Origin of the sequence: Acinetobacter faecalis (genome assembly GCF_034187745.1) — a bacterium.
Classification (GTDB): domain Bacteria; phylum Pseudomonadota; class Gammaproteobacteria; order Pseudomonadales; family Moraxellaceae; genus Acinetobacter; species Acinetobacter faecalis.
On the sequence record NZ_JAXHPF010000002.1, the window covers coordinates 343,406 to 360,047 of the forward strand.

Consider the following 16,642-nt stretch of genomic DNA (forward strand, 5'->3'; position numbering starts at 1 on the left):
ATAATTTAAAAAATCAATTTTTAAAATAAATATCATTAACTTATGAGCTTTTATTGGTGAAATTTTTACAGGATTATTTATTCCTGTGTTGAATAAGCTTTGCTTATTTTTATTTATCTTTTTTTCTCATTAGAAATTCCTGAATAGTTATTTTTTCCGAAAAAGAAAAATGATTATTTTAGTTGCTCATTCAACGACCTCATTATTTTTGCTCGGAGCAACATCATTATGGGTAACCTCAACACAAATTTTTTAACGAAAAGCTTAGTTCTTTCTACTGTGGTTGCTGGTGCATTAATGATGTCTGGTTGCAGTAATAAAGAGCCAAAAACTGAAACCGTTACTTTAAATATTGGGTTCCAAAAATACGGTTTACTGCCTGTAATTAAAGAACGTGGCGTACTTGATTCAACATTAAAAGAAAAAAATATTAATGTGAAATGGGTTGAATTTACCGCAGGTCCACAACTTTTAGAAGGTTTGAATGTAGGCAGCGTTGCATTAGGTGAAGTTGGAGAAGCTCCTCCTATTTTTGCTCAAGCTGCTGGTGCAAATTTGGTTTATATCGCTAACCAACCTGCTGCCCCAACTGCTGAAGCACTTATTATTCCTAAAGACTCTCCAATTAAATCCATTCAAGATTTAAAAGGTAAACGAGTTGCTTTAAATAAAGGTTCAAATGTTCATTACCTTTTATTAAAAGTTCTGGAAAAAAATAATTTAAAACTCAGTGATATTGAAGTGGTGTATTTACCTCCTTCCGATGCTCGTGCAGCTTTCGAACGTGGTGCCGTAGATGCTTGGGTTATTTGGGATCCATTCTTTGCAGCAGCAGAACATCAAATTGGTACACGCGTATTGGCTGATGGCACAAACTTAGTCAACAATCATCAATTTTATTTAGCAGATCGCAAATTTGCCGAACAACATCCTGAAGTACTTGAAACAGTTATTACAGAACTTAATAGCGCAGCAGATTGGGTGAAGAATAATCAAGATCAAGCAACTCAAATTTTAGAAAAACCAACAGGTCTAAGTAAAGATATTTTAAAAACCTCAATTAGTCGTATGAGCTTTGGTGTTCAATCTATTTCAACTGAAGTTGCCAAAGAACAGCAGTATGTTGCTGATGCCTTTTATCAACAAAAATTAATTCCAAACACAATCAATATTCAAGCTGCATTACTAAGCAGCAAAAAATAATAGAAGGATTACCTATGAGCTCGCTCAAAATAACAACCCTTATTGGTATTACTACACTGAGTTTGGGGCTGAGTGCATGCCAAAAAGAAACAACATCAAAAACGTCTACAAATACAAAAAAAGAAGCTGATGTTGAAGTGAAGTCACTACAAATTGGTTTCCAAAAATCATCACTTAACTTTTTAGTAGCTCGCGAACAAAAGCTATTTGAACAACAGTTTCCAAATACAAAAATTGAATGGCGCGAATTCCCTGCTGGACCACAAATGCTTGAGGCTTTAGCAGTTGGCGCTGTAGATTTTGGCTATGTAGGCAATACACCACCTATTTTTGCACAAGCTGCCGACAAAAATCTGAGCTATGCAGGCTACGAAGTCTATCCTGAAAAATCTTTAGGTTTGGTTTTACCAAACAATAGTTCAATAAGAAGCTTAAGCGACCTAAAAGGTAAACGAATTGCACTTCAAAAAGGCTCAAGTGCACATGAGTTTTTAGCAAAAGTTTTGCAAAAAGCGAATCTTTCATGGCAAGACATTCAGCCAATTTGGCTACCACCTGCAGATGCTCGTGCAGCGTTTAATAAAGGCTCTGTAGATGCTTGGGCAATTTGGGATCCATTTCTTTCCGCAATTGAATTGAGTGGTCCTGTCACAACCTTTATTAGCGGTTCAGATTTCCCAACCACCTACTCGTATTACATCTCAAATCCAAAATTTGTAAATGCACATCCTGGTGTAACCGACAAGGTTTTAAAAAGCTTAAACGATGCAGACACATGGATTTTGAACAACCAAGATTTAGCTGTCGACTTATATGCAAGTAGCACAGGCTTAAAGAAAGATGTTGCAAAAAATGCCTTAGATCGTAGATCAAAGCCATCACCGATTCGTCCTATTACCTCTGTAAATATCGAATCACAACAACAAATTGCCGATCTTTTTTATAAAGAAAAGCTCATTCCTAAACAAATAAAAATTCAAGATGCCATTTTGAATTCTGAATCTAATCACTAATTTTTTAAATATTGAGCAAGGAAATTTGACATGAAAATCTTTTGGTTTATTCCTACACATGGTGATAGTCGTTATTTAGGTACGAGCAAAGGTGCCCGTCAAGTTGATCATGCTTATATGAAACAAATTGCTGTGGCTGTAGATAATCTTGGCTATGAAGGTGTGCTTATTCCAACAGGTCGCTCGTGTGAAGACCCTTGGATTACAGCTGCAAGCTTAATTGATGCAACTAAAAACTTGAAATTCTTAGTGGCTTTACGCCCAGGTGTTACAACGCCTGCGCTTGCTGCACGTATGGCATCTACATTTGATCGTCTTTCAAATGGACGTGTTTTGCTGAACCTTGTAACAGGTGGTGATGAACAAGAATTGAAAGGTGATGGGTTATATGAAGATCATTCAACACGCTATAAAACTGCTGCTGAATATACAAAAATTTGGCGTGAAATTTTAACGCGTTCACATACTGGCGAATCGTTCACTTTCCACGGCGAACGCTTAAGCGTAGATGATGCAAAATTACTTTATCCACCTGTTCAAGAACCACATCCGCCACTATGGTTTGGTGGTTCTTCTGAAGATGCTATCGAGCTTGCAGCAGACCAAGTAGACACGTATTTAACTTGGGGTGAACCACCTGCGGCAGTGAAAGAAAAAATTGCGGTTGTAAAAGCAAAAGCTGAAGCGAAAGGTCGCCAATTAAATTACGGTATTCGTTTACACGTGATTGTTCGCGAAACAAATGAACAAGCATGGGCTGCTGCTGAAGAACTTATTCAATATGTAGATGATGCAACAATTGCAGCGGCTCAAGCGAAATTCAAAACCATGGATTCAGTTGGTCAGCGTCGTATGGCTGAACTGCATAATGGAGATAGAACTAAACTCGAAGTTTCGCCTAATTTATGGGCCGGTGTTGGGCTTGTTCGTGGTGGTGCAGGGACTGCGCTTGTAGGTGACCCTGAAACTGTTGCGGCACGTATTCAAGAATATGCAGATTTAGGTATTGGTACGTTTATATTTTCAGGCTATCCACACCTAGAAGAATCTATTCGCTTCGCTGAACTCGTGTTCCCTCTGCTTCCTTTAGAAACACGTAAAAAATTAGCTCAACCAAATTTAACAGGTCCTTTCGGTGAAATTGTGGCAAATAACTATGTTGCAGATCAAACGAAAAAAGAAATTAAAAATAAGGAGCCTGCTTAATGTCTAAAAAGATTTCTGTGGATACCTTAATTGAAAAAAAGGTTTCACGTGGAACAATCCTTGGTCAGCGTTTGCTGCCATGGTTGTTCCCATCTGTACTTATTTTAGTTTGGCAAATTGCATCAAGTACCGGCTTATTAGAAAGTCGGATTTTGCCTGCACCTACCGCAGTGGTAACCGCCTTTTGGACTTTGCTTGCAAGTGGTGAACTTGTTGAACATGTTCAAGTGAGTGCTGGACGTGCCCTACTTGGTTTATTTGTGGGTGGTGGTTTAGGCTTACTTTTAGGCTTATTAAATGGATCATCAAAATTCGCATCTACTTTGTTAGATACAACTTTACAGATGATCCGTAACATACCTGCTTTGGCACTTATTCCATTGGTCATTCTTTGGTTTGGTATCGATGAATCTGCAAAATTATTTCTGGTTGCAATTGGTGTATTCTTCCCGATTTACATCAATACCTATCATGGAATTCGCTCTGTAGATCCTCAGCTTATTGAAATGGGTAAAAGTTACGGTTTAACACGTTGGCAGCTTTATAAAGAAATTATTTTACCAGGTGCAATGCCTTCAATTTTGGTTGGACTACGTTTTTCATTGGGGCTTGTGTGGGTACTGTTGATTGTTGCCGAAACTATTTCAGCACAGTCTGGTATTGGCTACATGACCATGAATGCACGTGAGTTTTTACAAACAGATATCGTACTTGTTGGTATTTTACTTTACGCACTTTTAGGTAAATTAGCAGATGTGTTGGCTGTAGGTTTAGAAAAATACTTACTACGCTGGCATGCTGGCTATCAAAAATAATAAGGAAAATAAGATGACAGATTTAAGTGTTGGTCTTCAAGTTAGTGAATCGAAATCACATTCACCAATTTCTCCAGATATTAATCCAAATGCGGTTTTAGGGGCTGAAATTTACATAGAACAACTCCACAAATTCTATGGTCAAGTTAAGGTTTTAGAAGATTTAGATTTACATATTCAACCAGGTGAGTTCTTGGCAATTGTTGGTCGTAGTGGTTGCGGAAAAAGCACCCTACTTCGGTTAATTGCAGATTTAGAACAACCCAGCTATGGCGAAATTAAATTTAAATCTGCACGTCATTTACGTGAAGGTATTACAAGCGATGATATTCGTGTCATGTTCCAAGACCCACGTCTTTTACCATGGCGTAGCATTGAAAAAAATATTCAATTAGGTTTACCTAAAGAACGTCATGAAAATGCATCTGAATTGCTTAAAAAGGTTGGCTTAGAAGAAAAAGCGGCTTTATGGCCATCTCAACTTTCAGGTGGTCAGCGTCAACGTACCGCACTTGCTCGCGCCCTTTCTCATAAGCCCCGTATTTTGTTATTAGATGAACCTTTAGGTGCTTTAGATGCACTTACACGTTTAGATATGCAAAACCTTATTGAGAAACTTTGGACTGAACAAGGCTTCACAGCAATTTTAGTCACGCACGATGTTTCTGAAGCCGTTCAATTGGCGGACCGAATTATCTTGCTAGATAAAGGCCATATTGCCAAAGAGTTCAAAGTAGATTTATCTCGACCACGCAAAAAAGGAATTGACTTTGCAAATTTAGAACAACAAGTTCTTAATGCTGTTTTAGCAACCTAATTAGAAGCATCTTCTAAGTTCAACCTTGAATTTAGAAGACTTTTTTGTTTGTAACATGTAATTTTACTATTTAATAAATATTTAAAATGAAGAAAAACCACATTTAGAGTAAAAAATCTTATAAATCACCAAGCTCTTTGAAACATTTGTATAAAAATAAACACATACTTTTAGTAATACTTAATTAAGCATTGCTAAAATATGTCGATTCCATCTCAATTTAATAGATTTTCTTTAAAGTTAAGATGCATTTATACACAAAATACAAATTTAGATTATCCACAAATCTGATGATTTGCCGTACAATTGACGATTCCCCTTTTTTTATTGTTTTAAGTTTGCTAATGGAACAGAAAAAGAGTACTCAAAAACGTCAACAGCTCCTTAATGCAGCGTTGGACGTATTCTCAGTCTATGGCTTTAGCGGTGCTAGTCTAGATGAGATTGCTCAAATTGCAGAAATGCACAAGTCGAATATTTTCTATTATTACGAAAATAAAGAGGCTTTGTATGTAGAAGTATTAACGACTGTCCTACAAAAATGGCTTGCGCCTTTACAATCACTCGAATCTGAACTTGAGCCAGAAGAAGCGCTTACCAATTATCTTATGCAGAAAATTGAGGTTTCACGTACTCAACCTAAAGCATCTCGTTTGTTTGCCCTCGAAATTATTCAAGGCGCACCACATATTCTTGAAATTTTAAAAGGTCCACTGAAAAAGCTTTTTAAGCGTAAAGCAAAAGTAATTATCATGTGGCAAGAGCAAGGTAAAATTTCGAAAGATATCGATCCTGAACTTTTGATTTTAAATATTTGGTCTGTGACGCAGAACTACGCAGATTTTTCTACGCAAATGGAAATGGTAACGGGTAAAACCTTACGTAACCGAAGCATGCAACAACGTATTATTCAACATACAATTCATATGTTTTTATACGGTGTTCTTCCTCGTACTGAAAAATAAAAAACAGAACATCTTCATTGATGATTGGCACACGACCATAGCACTTTCTATGGTCGCCAACCTTTCTTCTATTTAATTGTCTTATATAATTCTAATAATTTTTTTGCACCAAGTAGCAAGTTCTCTTCCCAATCTAAATGCGCTGTATCGTTTGCACCATCTGTAATGTATTTTACGGAAATTAAACGCACACCTAGTTTTTTACATACTTTCGCTAAAGCATAGCCTTCCATATCTACTAAATTACAAGCAACCTTTGGCGTACCTGTTTCAAAATTATCGCCTGTACCACAAGTCCCTTTCTTCAAATGCTCAAAGAAACCATCTAAATTAATTTCAGCAGGATAATCTGTATCTACTGGCGTAACACCTACTTCAAAACCAAGTGGTGAAACATCCATATCACGTTGTACATACTGAGTTACTTCAACAAGTTCATGCGCATCAAAATATGAACTTCCTGCTGTTCCCAAATTTAGTAATGTTTTACAACCTGTTTTTTGAATAACTTCAAACGCTTTAAATGCAGCATTCACTTTGCCTATTCCGCTGTAATGAACCTCAATTCCTGCTTGTTCAAATAAACCTTTTGATTCATTCGGAAGAGCCATAATTAAAGCTAAATCTGAAGACATTTTTATCTCATTACATTTCTAAATTGCTGCTCATTAAAGAGGATTCACCACTTCAACGCAATTGTTTGAACATCTTTAAAACATAAAAAAAACCTGATCTTTCTCAAAATCAGGTTTTTAATTGGGAGAGATTTACAGCCACCTTTTACTTTATTTATTCTCCAAATATGTTTTTAAACATGGTGAAAAAAATAAGTGACCTGCATAAAAACCTTTGAATGTTTTACTCGCAACAAGCATCCATAACAGAATTAAAATCGTGGCAAAACCATAACCAAATATAAAAATGAAATGTAAATCTGTTTGATGTGCCAAATTTAAAATTGCTAAGGTAAATACGCCCAATGGAAAGGTTAAGCCCCACCATCCTAAGTTAAATGGCAAATCTTGTTGTGCATGTTTTAAGGTTGTTAATACTGCTATACCTAACCACCACAAACCAAAGCCAATTAAAATTAAGCTCACAATTAAACCGCCTTGTTGCGCAAATATACCCAAGCTTTCCATGCCAATCACCTGAAGGACATGCGGTGCTTGTTCACCTAAAACCAATAAAGCCAAAGCACCTGTACCAATTGGTCCTAAAGCCAACCAGCTGCTTATTGCTAACTCTTTACTTGGTAATTGGTGCAAAGCTAGGCGTAACATTAAAATGGTTAAAATAGCGAATGCAGGTAAAACTGAAATACCCCACAACATATAACTGCCAAATAATATCGCAACTGCGTGTTGTGTTGCTTCTATATGACCTAGTAACAAGCCTCCAGATGTTGCTGCAACCTCACAAGCGACAATGGGAAGTAACCAAACTGCTGTCATAGTATTCAGCTGATGCTGTTGGCGGTTATACATGCAAAAAGGAACAATCCATGCAATTGCAACAGCTAAAAATACATCGATGTACCAAAGTACTTGTGCAATCTGTACCGCAACATCACCAATTAAAGGAATACCAAACTTTAAGAATCCATTTAAAATTGTGGCAAGCGCCATAGGTATAGCACCTAAAAACAAACTCATGACAGGATGTTTAAAAATTTGTTTAGCTTCATTTGTATACAGCGTCCAACGCAAAATATATAAAGTGCTAAACAAGACAAATAAAACAATATTCAGTAACCACAACGTGCTACCTAACAACCAAGTCAAGGATTCAGCCACAGGAAATTCAGGCAAAATTAATGCAACCACGCCTGTTCCCATAATCGCAGTGAACCAATTTGGTGTAAAATGACGAATAATGTCTTGCACTTGTTGCAGCTGATAAAGTGGTTTTTGCATCACTGAATCCTCATTGAGTGGTGATACAATCATTCTACGAGTATTTTTAAATAAGAAAAACTGATTAATATTTATTTTAAGAATAAGTTAAATTTATATATAAATTAATTTAATGTAAATTTCTTTTGAGTAAAAACAGAACAACAAGACGTAATCGCGAGAATATGGCAATATATAGCCCTCATAAATTTAAACCTTTTAATTTAGCCATGAAGCTACTCCGCCTGAATGCTTTAGCACCAAATACTCAATTGCCAAAAACAGCAGTAACAATTGGCAATTTTGATGGCGTGCACCTTGGTCATCAGGCCATGATTACCCAATTAAAAGAGATTGCAGTACAACAAAATTTAAAAACTGCTGTCATGATTTTTGAGCCACAACCTTTAGAATTTTTTAAAGCTTATGAAGCACCACCACGTATTAGCTCTTTGCGCGAAAAAGTAGAATATTTAACAGAACTTGGTGTGGACTATATTGTTATTGCTAAGTTTGATAATTCATTTCGTAGTTTAAGCGCTGAAGAATTTGCATCTTTACTCAAACAAAAACTTAATGCACATAGCTTAGTTTTAGGCGATGACTTTCACTTTGGCAAAAACCGCCAAGGGAATAGTGAGTTTTTAAAAAATTACGGCTTTCAAATCACCAATTTAAAAACGGTAGAATTAGACGGTGAACGTGTTAGTTCAACACGTATTCGTCAAACCTTACAAGCAGGTGACTTAGCCCTTGCCGCCAAATTATTAGGTCGTCCATATAGCATTACAGGTCGTGTGCAATATGGTGACCAAATTGGACGAACCATTAATTTTCCAACCATTAATATTCGACTGAACCGCCATAAACCATGCTTACATGGCATTTATGGTGTAGATGTAATATGCGAAACTACATCTTTGAAAGATAAAGTTAAAAATGAAAATCCTGAAAAAATAGGGATTGCTGGCTACACCCCAACATCATTATTTGGTGCAGGTCATGTCGGCACTCGTCCTGCCATTCAACAAGAACACCCTGAATGGCGATTAGAAGTACATTTTCCCGATGTTTCTGCTAATCTGTATGGCCTATTAATGCGGGTGACATTCTTAAACTATTTACATGGCGAAAAGAATTATCCTTCGCTTGAAGCACTCAAAGCAGGAATTGATGATGATACCGAGAAGCTCCTTGAGTTTCGAAGCAATCACCCCCATTTCCAGTTTTAAACTCCCTATTATTCTATTGTAAAACGCGTCAGTTAATATGCTGATAAACTTGGAAGAAAACTTGCATGAGCGATAAGCAAACTCCTGAAAATGCAGTGGATTACAAAGCCACGCTAAACCTCCCAGGTACTGAATTTGCAATGAAAGCAAATCTCGCAGTACGTGAAGCTAAATGGTTAGAAGAGTGGTATGCCGACAACATTTATCAGAAGATTCGTGAGTCGCGTATTGGCAAGAAAAAATATGTACTTCACGATGGCCCTCCATACGCAAATGGTCAAATCCATTTAGGTCATGCGGTTAACAAAGTACTTAAAGATATTATTATTAAAAGCCGTGTAATGGATGGCTTCGATGCGCCATACGTTCCAGGTTGGGACTGTCACGGTCTTCCAATTGAACTTAAAGTAGAAGAAAAAGTAGGTAAAGTTGGCGTAAAAGTAGATGCATCTACTTTCCGTAAAGCTTGCCGTGAATATGCTTACACACAAGTTGAACTTCAAAAGAAAGACTTCGTGCGTATGGGCGTGTTTGGCGATTGGGACAATCCATATCTAACAATGAACTTCAAACAAGAAGCTGACATTGTTCGTTCATTGGGCGCAATTGCCAAAGCGGGTCACATTGAACCAGGTCTTAAACCCGTAAACTGGTGTTTAGATTGCGGTTCTGCACTTGCAGAAGCAGAAGTTGAATACGAAGATAAAAAATCTGACGCAATTGATGTTGGTTTTACAATTGTAGACCTTGCAGATTTATCTGCACGCGTAGGTGTAGAAGTTGCAGATCGTACTGATATTGTGATTTGGACAACAACGCCTTGGACAATGCCTGCTAACCAAGCAGTTGCACTACATGCAGACATCGAATATCAACTTGTTAAGGCAACAGGCGAAGAAAAAGCAGCACAAAACTTTATCTTAGCGAAAGATTTAGTTGAATCTGCAACAGAACGTTATGGCTTTACAGCTGTTGAAATTCTTGCAGATTTCACAGGTTCAAAACTTGAAAACTTATTACTTCAACATCCGCTTATTGCAGAACGCCAAGTTCCTGTAATTTTAGGCGAACACGTTATTGCTACAAGTGGTACAGGTGCAGTACATACAGCACCAGGTCACGGTGTAGACGATTATAAAGTTGGCTTACAATACAACTTGAAAGTGGAAAATCCTGTAGGTGGTAATGGTGTTTACTTACCAACTTCACCAATTTTCCCAGGCGAACACATTTATAAAGCCAATCCGAAAATTATTGCTGCATTAACTGAAGCAAATAAACTTTGGGCGCATGTTGTAATTAAGCATAGCTATCCGCATTGCTGGCGTCATAAAACACCTATTATTTTCCGTGCAACACCGCAATGGTTTATTAGCATGGATGCAAAAGGTTTACGTCAAAATGCATTAAATGCAATTGAAAATGACATTAGCTTTGTACCTGATTGGGGTAAGAATCGTATTCAATCTATGATTGAAGGTCGTCCTGATTGGTGTATCTCACGTCAACGAACTTGGGGCGTACCAATTCCATTCTTCGTGCATAAAGATACAAACGAATTGCACCCACGTACACCTGAATTGACTGAAGAAGTTGCAAAACTCATTGAACAAGAAGGTATTGATGGTTGGTATAACCGTGATGCTTCAGAATTCATTGGTGATGATGCAGAATGTTATAACGCAGTTCGCGACACTCTAGATGTATGGTTCGACTCAGGAACAACTCACTATGCTGTACTACGTGAACGTGAGGAATTGACTGATCCTGCCGATTTGTATTTAGAAGGTTCAGATCAACATCGTGGTTGGTTCCAATCTTCATTATTAACATCTATCGCAATTAATGAACGTGCACCTTACAAAGGCTTGTTAACTCACGGCTTCGTGGTTGATGAAAAAGGTCGTAAGATGTCTAAATCTTTAGGTAACATTATTACGCCACAAGACATCATTAAAGATATGGGTGCAGATGGTTTACGTTTCTGGATCGCATCTGCAGATTACCGTTATGAAATGACGGCTGGTAAAGAAATCTTTAGCCGTGCGTCTGATGGTTATCGTCGTATTCGTAACACGCTTCGTTTCTTACTTGCGAACTTGAATGGCTTTAAACCTTCAACAGATGCATTACCAGTAGATGACTTAGTTGCATTAGATCAATACATTTTACAACGTGCTGCGGAAGTACAAAAAACTGTTCAACAAGCCTATGAAGATATGAACTTCCATATCGTAACTAGCGCTTTAACGAACTTCTGTATTAATGACCTTGGTGGCTTCTATTTAGACATCATCAAAGACCGTCAATACACTACAAAAGCAGACTCTAAAGCACGTCATTCTGCACAAACTGCGTTGTATCACTTGGTACAAGCATTTGTACGTTGGATGGCACCAATTTTAAACTTTACAGCGCAAGAAGCTTGGCCACTGATTCCTGAACAATCAGAGAAATACGTGTTCACAGCAGAATGGTACGACATTCCTGTATCGTCTAAAGCGAACTTAATTTCTGAAGAACAATGGCAAACTTTAATTGCAGTTAAATCTGCAACGAATAAGCACATTGAAGCTGCACGTAATGCAAAACTTGTAGGTTCTAACCTATCTGCAAAAGTTGAGCTTTGGGCAAATGCAGAACTTAAAGCTGTTTTAGACAAGCTAAGTGATGAACTTCGTTTTGTTATGATTACATCTCAAGTGCTTGTAAATGACTTCGATGAAACACAAGGTGAAGCATCTGACCTAGATGGTTTACGTGTGAAAGTTTCAGCTGCAGATGGCGAAAAATGTGCGCGTTGCTGGCATGTACTTCCAGATGTAAATACACATTCTGCACATCCTGGTTTATGTTCTCGTTGTATTATCAACCTTCCTACAGGTCAAGGCGAAGAGAGAAAATATGCCTAATCCACAAAATAAAAAGGGTTTATTCCAATTTTACCCACACAATTTAGTGTGGTTGAGTTTGTCCATTGTGGCTATTATTTTAGATCAATGGACAAAATGGATTGCCAGTACAAGTCTCAATTATGCAGACCCTGTTCCGGTACTGCCCTTTTTAAATTGGACATTACTACATAACTATGGCGCAGCCTTTAGTTTCTTGTCCGATGCTGGTGGATGGCAACGCTATTTCTTTACCTCACTTGCAGGTTTAGTTTCTGTTGTTTTTGTATTTTGGCTTATGCGTATGCCAAAAACCGTGAAAGTTTTACCAATTGCAATTGCCCTTATTTTAGGTGGTGCAATTGGTAACCTAATTGACCGCGTAAGCCTAGGCTACGTTGTCGATTTTATTCACGTTTACTACAACAACAATCACTTCCCTGCTTTTAATATTGCAGACAGTGCCATTACGCTTGGTACTATTTTATTATTAGTGGATACGTTCTTTTTAGAAAAGCACCGTATTCAACGTGCAGAAGTGCAAAAAAATGACTGATTTTATTAACCCAAACGAAGAAACACGTATTGAAGATGGCGCTAAAGTCGCACTTCATTTTTCTGTAGCCATTGAAAATGGTGTAGAAATTGACAATACGCGTAACCGCGAAGAGCCTGTAAGTTTAGTTATGGGCGATGGCAGCTTATTACCAGGCTTTGAAAAAGCATTATTTGGTTTACGTGCAGGCGACCGTCGTACAGTTAGCCTTTTACCAGAAGATGCTTTTGGTCCGTGGAATCCAGAAAACGTACAAAAATTTGATACTGTAAAATTCGAACAACGTCCTGTTGAAGGTCACATGATCGAGTTTGAAGACAAAGCAAAACAAAGCTTATATGGCGTGGTTAAAACTGTTGGTGATGACATTACCGAAGTTGACTTCAACCATCCACTTGCAGGTAAAAACATTACTTTTGAAGTAGAAATTTTCAAAGTAACACCTGCAGGTCAACAAGGTGTGAAATTGATGTAATTCAATTTTCTATAAAAGAGCTTCTTCGGAAGCTTTTTTTATGCCCGATTCTTTTAGATATAAAGTTCCTATATACATGAAATAATTACTATAATAATTTAATAAACATTCATTAAAAAACACAGGATTTATAAATGAAAATTCAAGTTGTTATCGGTAGTGTTCGTGAAGGACGCACAGCAATTAAAGTTGCACGTTGGATTCAAAAAAGCATCGAATCTTATGATTTTTCAACTGTGGAAGTTGAACTTGTCGATTTAAAAGAATGGGATTTACCAATTTTTGCAGGTGCTTATCCTCCATTAACAGGTATTTATGATCAACCGAAACAACAAGCTTGGGCAGACAAAGTTGCTCAAGGTGACGCTTTCATTTTCATTAGCCCTGAATATAACCACGGTTATAGCCCTGCGCTTAAAAATGCACTCGATTACTTAGGTAAAGAATGGGCGGGCAAACCTGCTGCATACGTAAGTTATGGCGGTTCAAATGGTTCACGTTCAATTGATCAAATTCGTCAAGTTGCAACTCAGCTTGGTTTAGTTGATAGCAATGCTGTTGTAGAAATTCGTGATATTTTCTCACGCAATCAAACAGAAGAATTTGAAGCAAATACTTTTGATGACCGCGCACTAAAAGCGTCATTTGATAAATTAGTACAATATGTTAGCGCTTAATTCGTTTTATTTTTAAGCAATAACGTACGTTTTAGCTTACATAAGTTGGTGAGTTTTGTCGCTATTCAGATATTATTTTTCGAGCTATATTTAAGTCATAAGGAAGCAGGAAGTTTCCCAAACAGAAAACTAAAATAATAAGTTTGAGCATCAGGACGTGAGGTACGACAGGAGTTATACCTAAAACACGAAATACAAAGAAACCCCAACAGGACGTTGGGGTTTCTTTTTTGTATCAATTATTTTTGTGCTTTTAAGTAGTTTACAATTTCTATATGTCCTGCCATTTCAGCAAGCTCTAAAGCTGTATATTCACCTTTATAGCTAACATCAACACCTTGGGCAACCAAATACTCTACAACGTCTAAATAGCCGTTCTCAGCCGCTGCTTGTAATGCGCTATAACCTTCTTCATCGGTTGTGTTTACATCGGAACCATTTTCTAGGCTCTTTTTAACTTCTTCAAGTTCACCTAAAGATGCCCAATAAACGAGTTCAGGAAGATGTAGTTCTTCATCATCTTCTGGAATTGGAGAAATTGAATTAAATTGCATTATATGTCCCTCAATATTTCGAGTAGCTTAATATTTTTAAGATGACAATTAAACTTTATTGTTCATGAACTTAAATCTTTCAAGCAATTCGTCATTACCATTTAATACCAATAAAGCAATATCTATCATAATCTTCTTACCAGACTGTATGTTCTCGACATCAATATCATCTATACATATATCGTTAAACTCAGGATTCAAAGTCATTTCAAAATTAACTATCCACCAATTTTCAATTTTATTAATTAACTCATAAGCACATAAAAAATTATCCATAAAATTAGAAATTTCACCATTAAAGACGATATTACTCATTTCATGGGCTAGATAATTCCTATACGTTTTTAAATTTTCAATGTTTTCCAAATCTTTTTGATTAATTACATCATGTTCTAATAACCAAGAAATAGAAGCATATAAATAATTTTTATTTCTTGAGAGAACTTCTAATTTGTATCGCTCTTCCCCTTCTAAATCTCTAAAATCAATCAACGGCATTATATAAAAATCCTTAATTCGATTAATAATAGAATCCTTTAACATTTCATATATCGTTATATATATTGAGATACTTATTAGTCGATCTTTAAATATCTCAGGATTTAATAAGTTTTCCCACTTTTCAGAATTATTCATTTTTATAGCTTATAAATTCTCTTAAATAATTTTAATTCATTTTCCTAATAAACAAAAAGCCCCCTTTCGGAGGCTTGTTTTACATCTTAATTTTTAAGCTTTTGCAGCAGCTACATTTTGCGCAGCAATTTTCTCAGGCTCATCATCATGCATAATTAAAGCAACAGCAATTGCAGTAATTAATACAGGTAAACCTACAGCAATAAAGTTAAAATGCGCTGGTAAATTCATTCCTAACAAACCACCAATTAGAATTGGACCTACAATTGCTCCCATACGACCAATAGCAGAAGACCAACCAATACCAGTAGAACGTACAGCTAACGGGTAGAATTGCGCAACATAGCTATAAAGAAGCATTTGCGAACCAATAGAAGCAGCACCAGCAAGGAACACTAAAATATAAAGCAAGAATTGATTAGATTGGAAGCCCATTAAGCTCATAACAATCGCGCCCATAATACCCAAGAACATAAGTACAGGTTTTAAATGGAAACGATCCGCTAAAATACCACCGCCAACAATACCAACCACAGCACCTACGTTCATAATCATCATGAACATTAAGCTGTTATCCATTGAATAACCCGCTGCCATCATAAGCTTAGGCAACCAGCTACTTAACGCGTACATGGTTAATAAGCAAGTAAAGAAGGCTACCCAAAATAATAATGTATTGGTTGCACGACCACGTCTAAACAAGCTCGCAACGTTTGCAGCTTCAGGAACATCAACTTTATAAAGTTCGAATGTCGTATCTTCTTTTACCGTTACGTTTGGAGCTAGCTTACGCACAATTTTTCGTGCTTCTTCTTGCTTATTTTCTTTTACAATAAACGTTAAAGATTCAGGTAAATATTTCCAAATAACTGGAAGTAAGAATAATGGAATACCAGCAATAAAGAACATGATTTCCCAACCAAAACTTGGTGTAAACCATGAACCTAATAACGCCGCCATTACACCACCAACTGCATAACCACTGAACATAGTCGTCACGAGCGTACTACGCATTTTTTGAGGCGCATATTCAGAAGTTAAAGCAACAAGGTTTGGCATAACACCGCCAATTCCTAAGCCTGCTAAGAAGCGTAAAATACCAAATTCTGTAGGGTTAGATGCAAAGCCACCAGCGAAAGTTAAACCACTGAATAGCACAATACAGATCATAATGACTTTTTTACGGCCAATTTTGTCTGCAAGTGAGCCAAAAATCATGGCACCAAACATCATACCTGCCAATGCTGTACTCGCTAACATACCAGCTTGTACAGCACTTAAGCCCCAATCATCCATTAATAGTGGTAAAACCACACCATTAATTGCCAAATCGTAGCCATCAAAAAGAATAATTAATAAGCACCACGCAACAACCCTAAAATGGAATGGCGTAAATTTTGCGTGATCAATAATTTGATTAACGTTCACTGCTTGATGAGTCATTCCTTACTTCCTGTAAGTTCATATTTCAATTAATCCAATAGCGATCCATACAGAGAAGTTTTTGTTTTTATGTATCTATCAGCTACATTTTGCTATTGGAACTATAATGTTAATTTTCACACAAAACAAAAAATACTCAATTGAACATTAGTCTAAAAACTTATTAAAAATATACATTTAAATTATTATTAGAATAAAAAATCATGAATAACGAACATTTAAATTGAGTGAAAAATACACTATTTTATCTATTTATTTCCAACA

16 protein-coding genes are annotated in these 16,642 nt (G+C 36.7%); 11 read left to right on the forward strand and 5 right to left on the reverse strand.

Features of this window, described 5'->3' with window-relative positions:
• Nucleotides 1-228: 228 nt before the first annotated feature.
• The 6 genes from SKM54_RS03555 to SKM54_RS03580 all read left to right on the forward strand — a co-directional run bounded on the left by SKM54_RS03555 (nt 229) and on the right by SKM54_RS03580 (nt 6,019).
• Nucleotides 229-1,203, forward strand: coding sequence for a sulfonate ABC transporter substrate-binding protein (locus SKM54_RS03555; RefSeq protein WP_321094089.1), 975 nt, complete (start codon nt 229-231; stop codon nt 1,201-1,203).
• Nucleotides 1,204-1,217: 14 nt separating this feature from the next.
• Complete coding sequence (locus tag SKM54_RS03560; protein WP_321092554.1) at nt 1,218-2,216, forward strand: aliphatic sulfonate ABC transporter substrate-binding protein; 999 nt, start codon at nt 1,218-1,220, stop codon at nt 2,214-2,216.
• A 30-nt stretch (nt 2,217-2,246) separates the two neighbouring features.
• Nucleotides 2,247-3,422 carry an FMNH2-dependent alkanesulfonate monooxygenase gene (gene ssuD / locus SKM54_RS03565; protein ID WP_321088371.1) on the forward strand — a complete coding sequence of 392 codons (1,176 nt, stop codon included), beginning with the start codon at nt 2,247-2,249 and terminating at the stop codon, nt 3,420-3,422.
• The gene (ssuC, locus tag SKM54_RS03570) at nt 3,422-4,237 is read left to right on the forward strand and encodes an aliphatic sulfonate ABC transporter permease SsuC (RefSeq protein WP_321088372.1); all 816 of its coding nucleotides are present in this window, start codon (nt 3,422-3,424) and stop codon (nt 4,235-4,237) included. The genes ssuD and ssuC overlap by 1 nt, the downstream gene beginning before the upstream one ends.
• Nucleotides 4,238-4,250: 13 nt before the next feature.
• A complete protein-coding gene (locus SKM54_RS03575) occupies nt 4,251-5,054 on the forward strand; it encodes an ABC transporter ATP-binding protein (protein ID WP_321094092.1) in 804 nt (267 codons plus the stop codon).
• Nucleotides 5,055-5,398: 344 nt separating this feature from the next.
• The gene (locus tag SKM54_RS03580) at nt 5,399-6,019 is read left to right on the forward strand and encodes a TetR/AcrR family transcriptional regulator (RefSeq protein WP_154773097.1); all 621 of its coding nucleotides are present in this window, start codon (nt 5,399-5,401) and stop codon (nt 6,017-6,019) included.
• A 68-nt stretch (nt 6,020-6,087) separates the two neighbouring features.
• On the opposite strand, the gene SKM54_RS03585 is transcribed toward SKM54_RS03580, so the two are convergent.
• Together SKM54_RS03585 and SKM54_RS03590 are read right to left on the reverse strand one after the other, a co-directional pair.
• Entirely contained in the window at nt 6,088-6,654 is a 567-nt protein-coding gene (locus tag SKM54_RS03585) for a 5'-methylthioadenosine/S-adenosylhomocysteine nucleosidase family protein (protein ID WP_321092558.1), read from the reverse strand.
• 150 nt (nt 6,655-6,804) lie between these two features.
• Nucleotides 6,805-7,935: a TDT family transporter gene (locus SKM54_RS03590; RefSeq protein ID WP_321088374.1), complete on the reverse strand. Its 1,131-nt coding sequence runs from the start codon at nt 7,933-7,935 to the stop codon at nt 6,805-6,807.
• A 209-nt stretch (nt 7,936-8,144) separates the two neighbouring features.
• Between SKM54_RS03590 and ribF the strand changes: the two genes are divergently transcribed.
• The 5 genes from ribF to SKM54_RS03615 all read left to right on the forward strand — a co-directional run bounded on the left by ribF (nt 8,145) and on the right by SKM54_RS03615 (nt 13,745).
• Entirely contained in the window at nt 8,145-9,146 is a 1,002-nt protein-coding gene (gene ribF, locus SKM54_RS03595) for a bifunctional riboflavin kinase/FAD synthetase (RefSeq protein WP_321088375.1), read from the forward strand.
• A gap of 65 nt (nt 9,147-9,211) precedes the next feature.
• Entirely contained in the window at nt 9,212-12,058 is a 2,847-nt protein-coding gene (gene ileS, locus SKM54_RS03600; RefSeq protein WP_321094095.1) for an isoleucine--tRNA ligase, read from the forward strand.
• Complete coding sequence (gene lspA / locus SKM54_RS03605) at nt 12,051-12,593, forward strand: signal peptidase II (RefSeq protein ID WP_154773092.1); 543 nt, start codon at nt 12,051-12,053, stop codon at nt 12,591-12,593. Before ileS ends, lspA begins: the two co-directional genes overlap by 8 nt.
• Entirely contained in the window at nt 12,586-13,068 is a 483-nt protein-coding gene (locus SKM54_RS03610; RefSeq protein ID WP_154773091.1) for an FKBP-type peptidyl-prolyl cis-trans isomerase, read from the forward strand. Before lspA ends, SKM54_RS03610 begins: the two co-directional genes overlap by 8 nt.
• Nucleotides 13,069-13,202: 134 nt before the next feature.
• Complete coding sequence (locus SKM54_RS03615; RefSeq protein ID WP_321094098.1) at nt 13,203-13,745, forward strand: NADPH-dependent FMN reductase; 543 nt, start codon at nt 13,203-13,205, stop codon at nt 13,743-13,745.
• A 239-nt stretch (nt 13,746-13,984) separates the two neighbouring features.
• Here the strand turns inward: SKM54_RS03615 and SKM54_RS03620 are convergent, their stop codons facing one another.
• The 3 genes from SKM54_RS03620 to SKM54_RS03630 form a co-directional block, all read right to left on the reverse strand.
• Entirely contained in the window at nt 13,985-14,299 is a 315-nt protein-coding gene (locus SKM54_RS03620; RefSeq protein WP_321094100.1) for an ankyrin repeat domain-containing protein, read from the reverse strand.
• Nucleotides 14,300-14,347: 48 nt separating this feature from the next.
• On the reverse strand, nt 14,348-14,935 hold the full coding sequence (locus tag SKM54_RS03625) for a DUF4145 domain-containing protein (protein WP_321094103.1): 588 nt from the start codon (nt 14,933-14,935) through the stop codon (nt 14,348-14,350).
• Between the two features lie 93 nt (nt 14,936-15,028).
• On the reverse strand, nt 15,029-16,378 hold the full coding sequence (locus tag SKM54_RS03630) for an aromatic acid/H+ symport family MFS transporter (RefSeq protein ID WP_321094106.1): 1,350 nt from the start codon (nt 16,376-16,378) through the stop codon (nt 15,029-15,031).
• Nucleotides 16,379-16,642 lie beyond the last annotated feature (264 nt).

Coding starts and splice junctions, on each gene's coding strand:
- ileS (WP_321094095.1), top strand. CDS start 9,212: ATGAGCGATAAGCAAACTCCTGAAAATGCAGTGGATTACAAAGCCACG.
- ribF (WP_321088375.1), top strand. CDS start 8,145: ATGAAGCTACTCCGCCTGAATGCTTTAGCACCAAATACTCAATTGCCA.
- SKM54_RS03560 (WP_321092554.1), top strand. CDS start 1,218: ATGAGCTCGCTCAAAATAACAACCCTTATTGGTATTACTACACTGAGT.
- SKM54_RS03585 (WP_321092558.1), bottom strand. CDS start 6,654: ATGTCTTCAGATTTAGCTTTAATTATGGCTCTTCCGAATGAATCAAAA.
- ssuC (WP_321088372.1), top strand. CDS start 3,422: ATGTCTAAAAAGATTTCTGTGGATACCTTAATTGAAAAAAAGGTTTCA.
- SKM54_RS03630 (WP_321094106.1), bottom strand. CDS start 16,378: ATGACTCATCAAGCAGTGAACGTTAATCAAATTATTGATCACGCAAAA.
- SKM54_RS03620 (WP_321094100.1), bottom strand. CDS start 14,299: ATGCAATTTAATTCAATTTCTCCAATTCCAGAAGATGATGAAGAACTA.
- SKM54_RS03610 (WP_154773091.1), top strand. CDS start 12,586: ATGACTGATTTTATTAACCCAAACGAAGAAACACGTATTGAAGATGGC.
- SKM54_RS03555 (WP_321094089.1), top strand. CDS start 229: ATGGGTAACCTCAACACAAATTTTTTAACGAAAAGCTTAGTTCTTTCT.
- SKM54_RS03580 (WP_154773097.1), top strand. CDS start 5,399: ATGGAACAGAAAAAGAGTACTCAAAAACGTCAACAGCTCCTTAATGCA.
- SKM54_RS03590 (WP_321088374.1), bottom strand. CDS start 7,935: ATGCAAAAACCACTTTATCAGCTGCAACAAGTGCAAGACATTATTCGT.
- SKM54_RS03575 (WP_321094092.1), top strand. CDS start 4,251: ATGACAGATTTAAGTGTTGGTCTTCAAGTTAGTGAATCGAAATCACAT.
- ssuD (WP_321088371.1), top strand. CDS start 2,247: ATGAAAATCTTTTGGTTTATTCCTACACATGGTGATAGTCGTTATTTA.
- lspA (WP_154773092.1), top strand. CDS start 12,051: ATGCCTAATCCACAAAATAAAAAGGGTTTATTCCAATTTTACCCACAC.
- SKM54_RS03625 (WP_321094103.1), bottom strand. CDS start 14,935: ATGAATAATTCTGAAAAGTGGGAAAACTTATTAAATCCTGAGATATTT.
- SKM54_RS03615 (WP_321094098.1), top strand. CDS start 13,203: ATGAAAATTCAAGTTGTTATCGGTAGTGTTCGTGAAGGACGCACAGCA.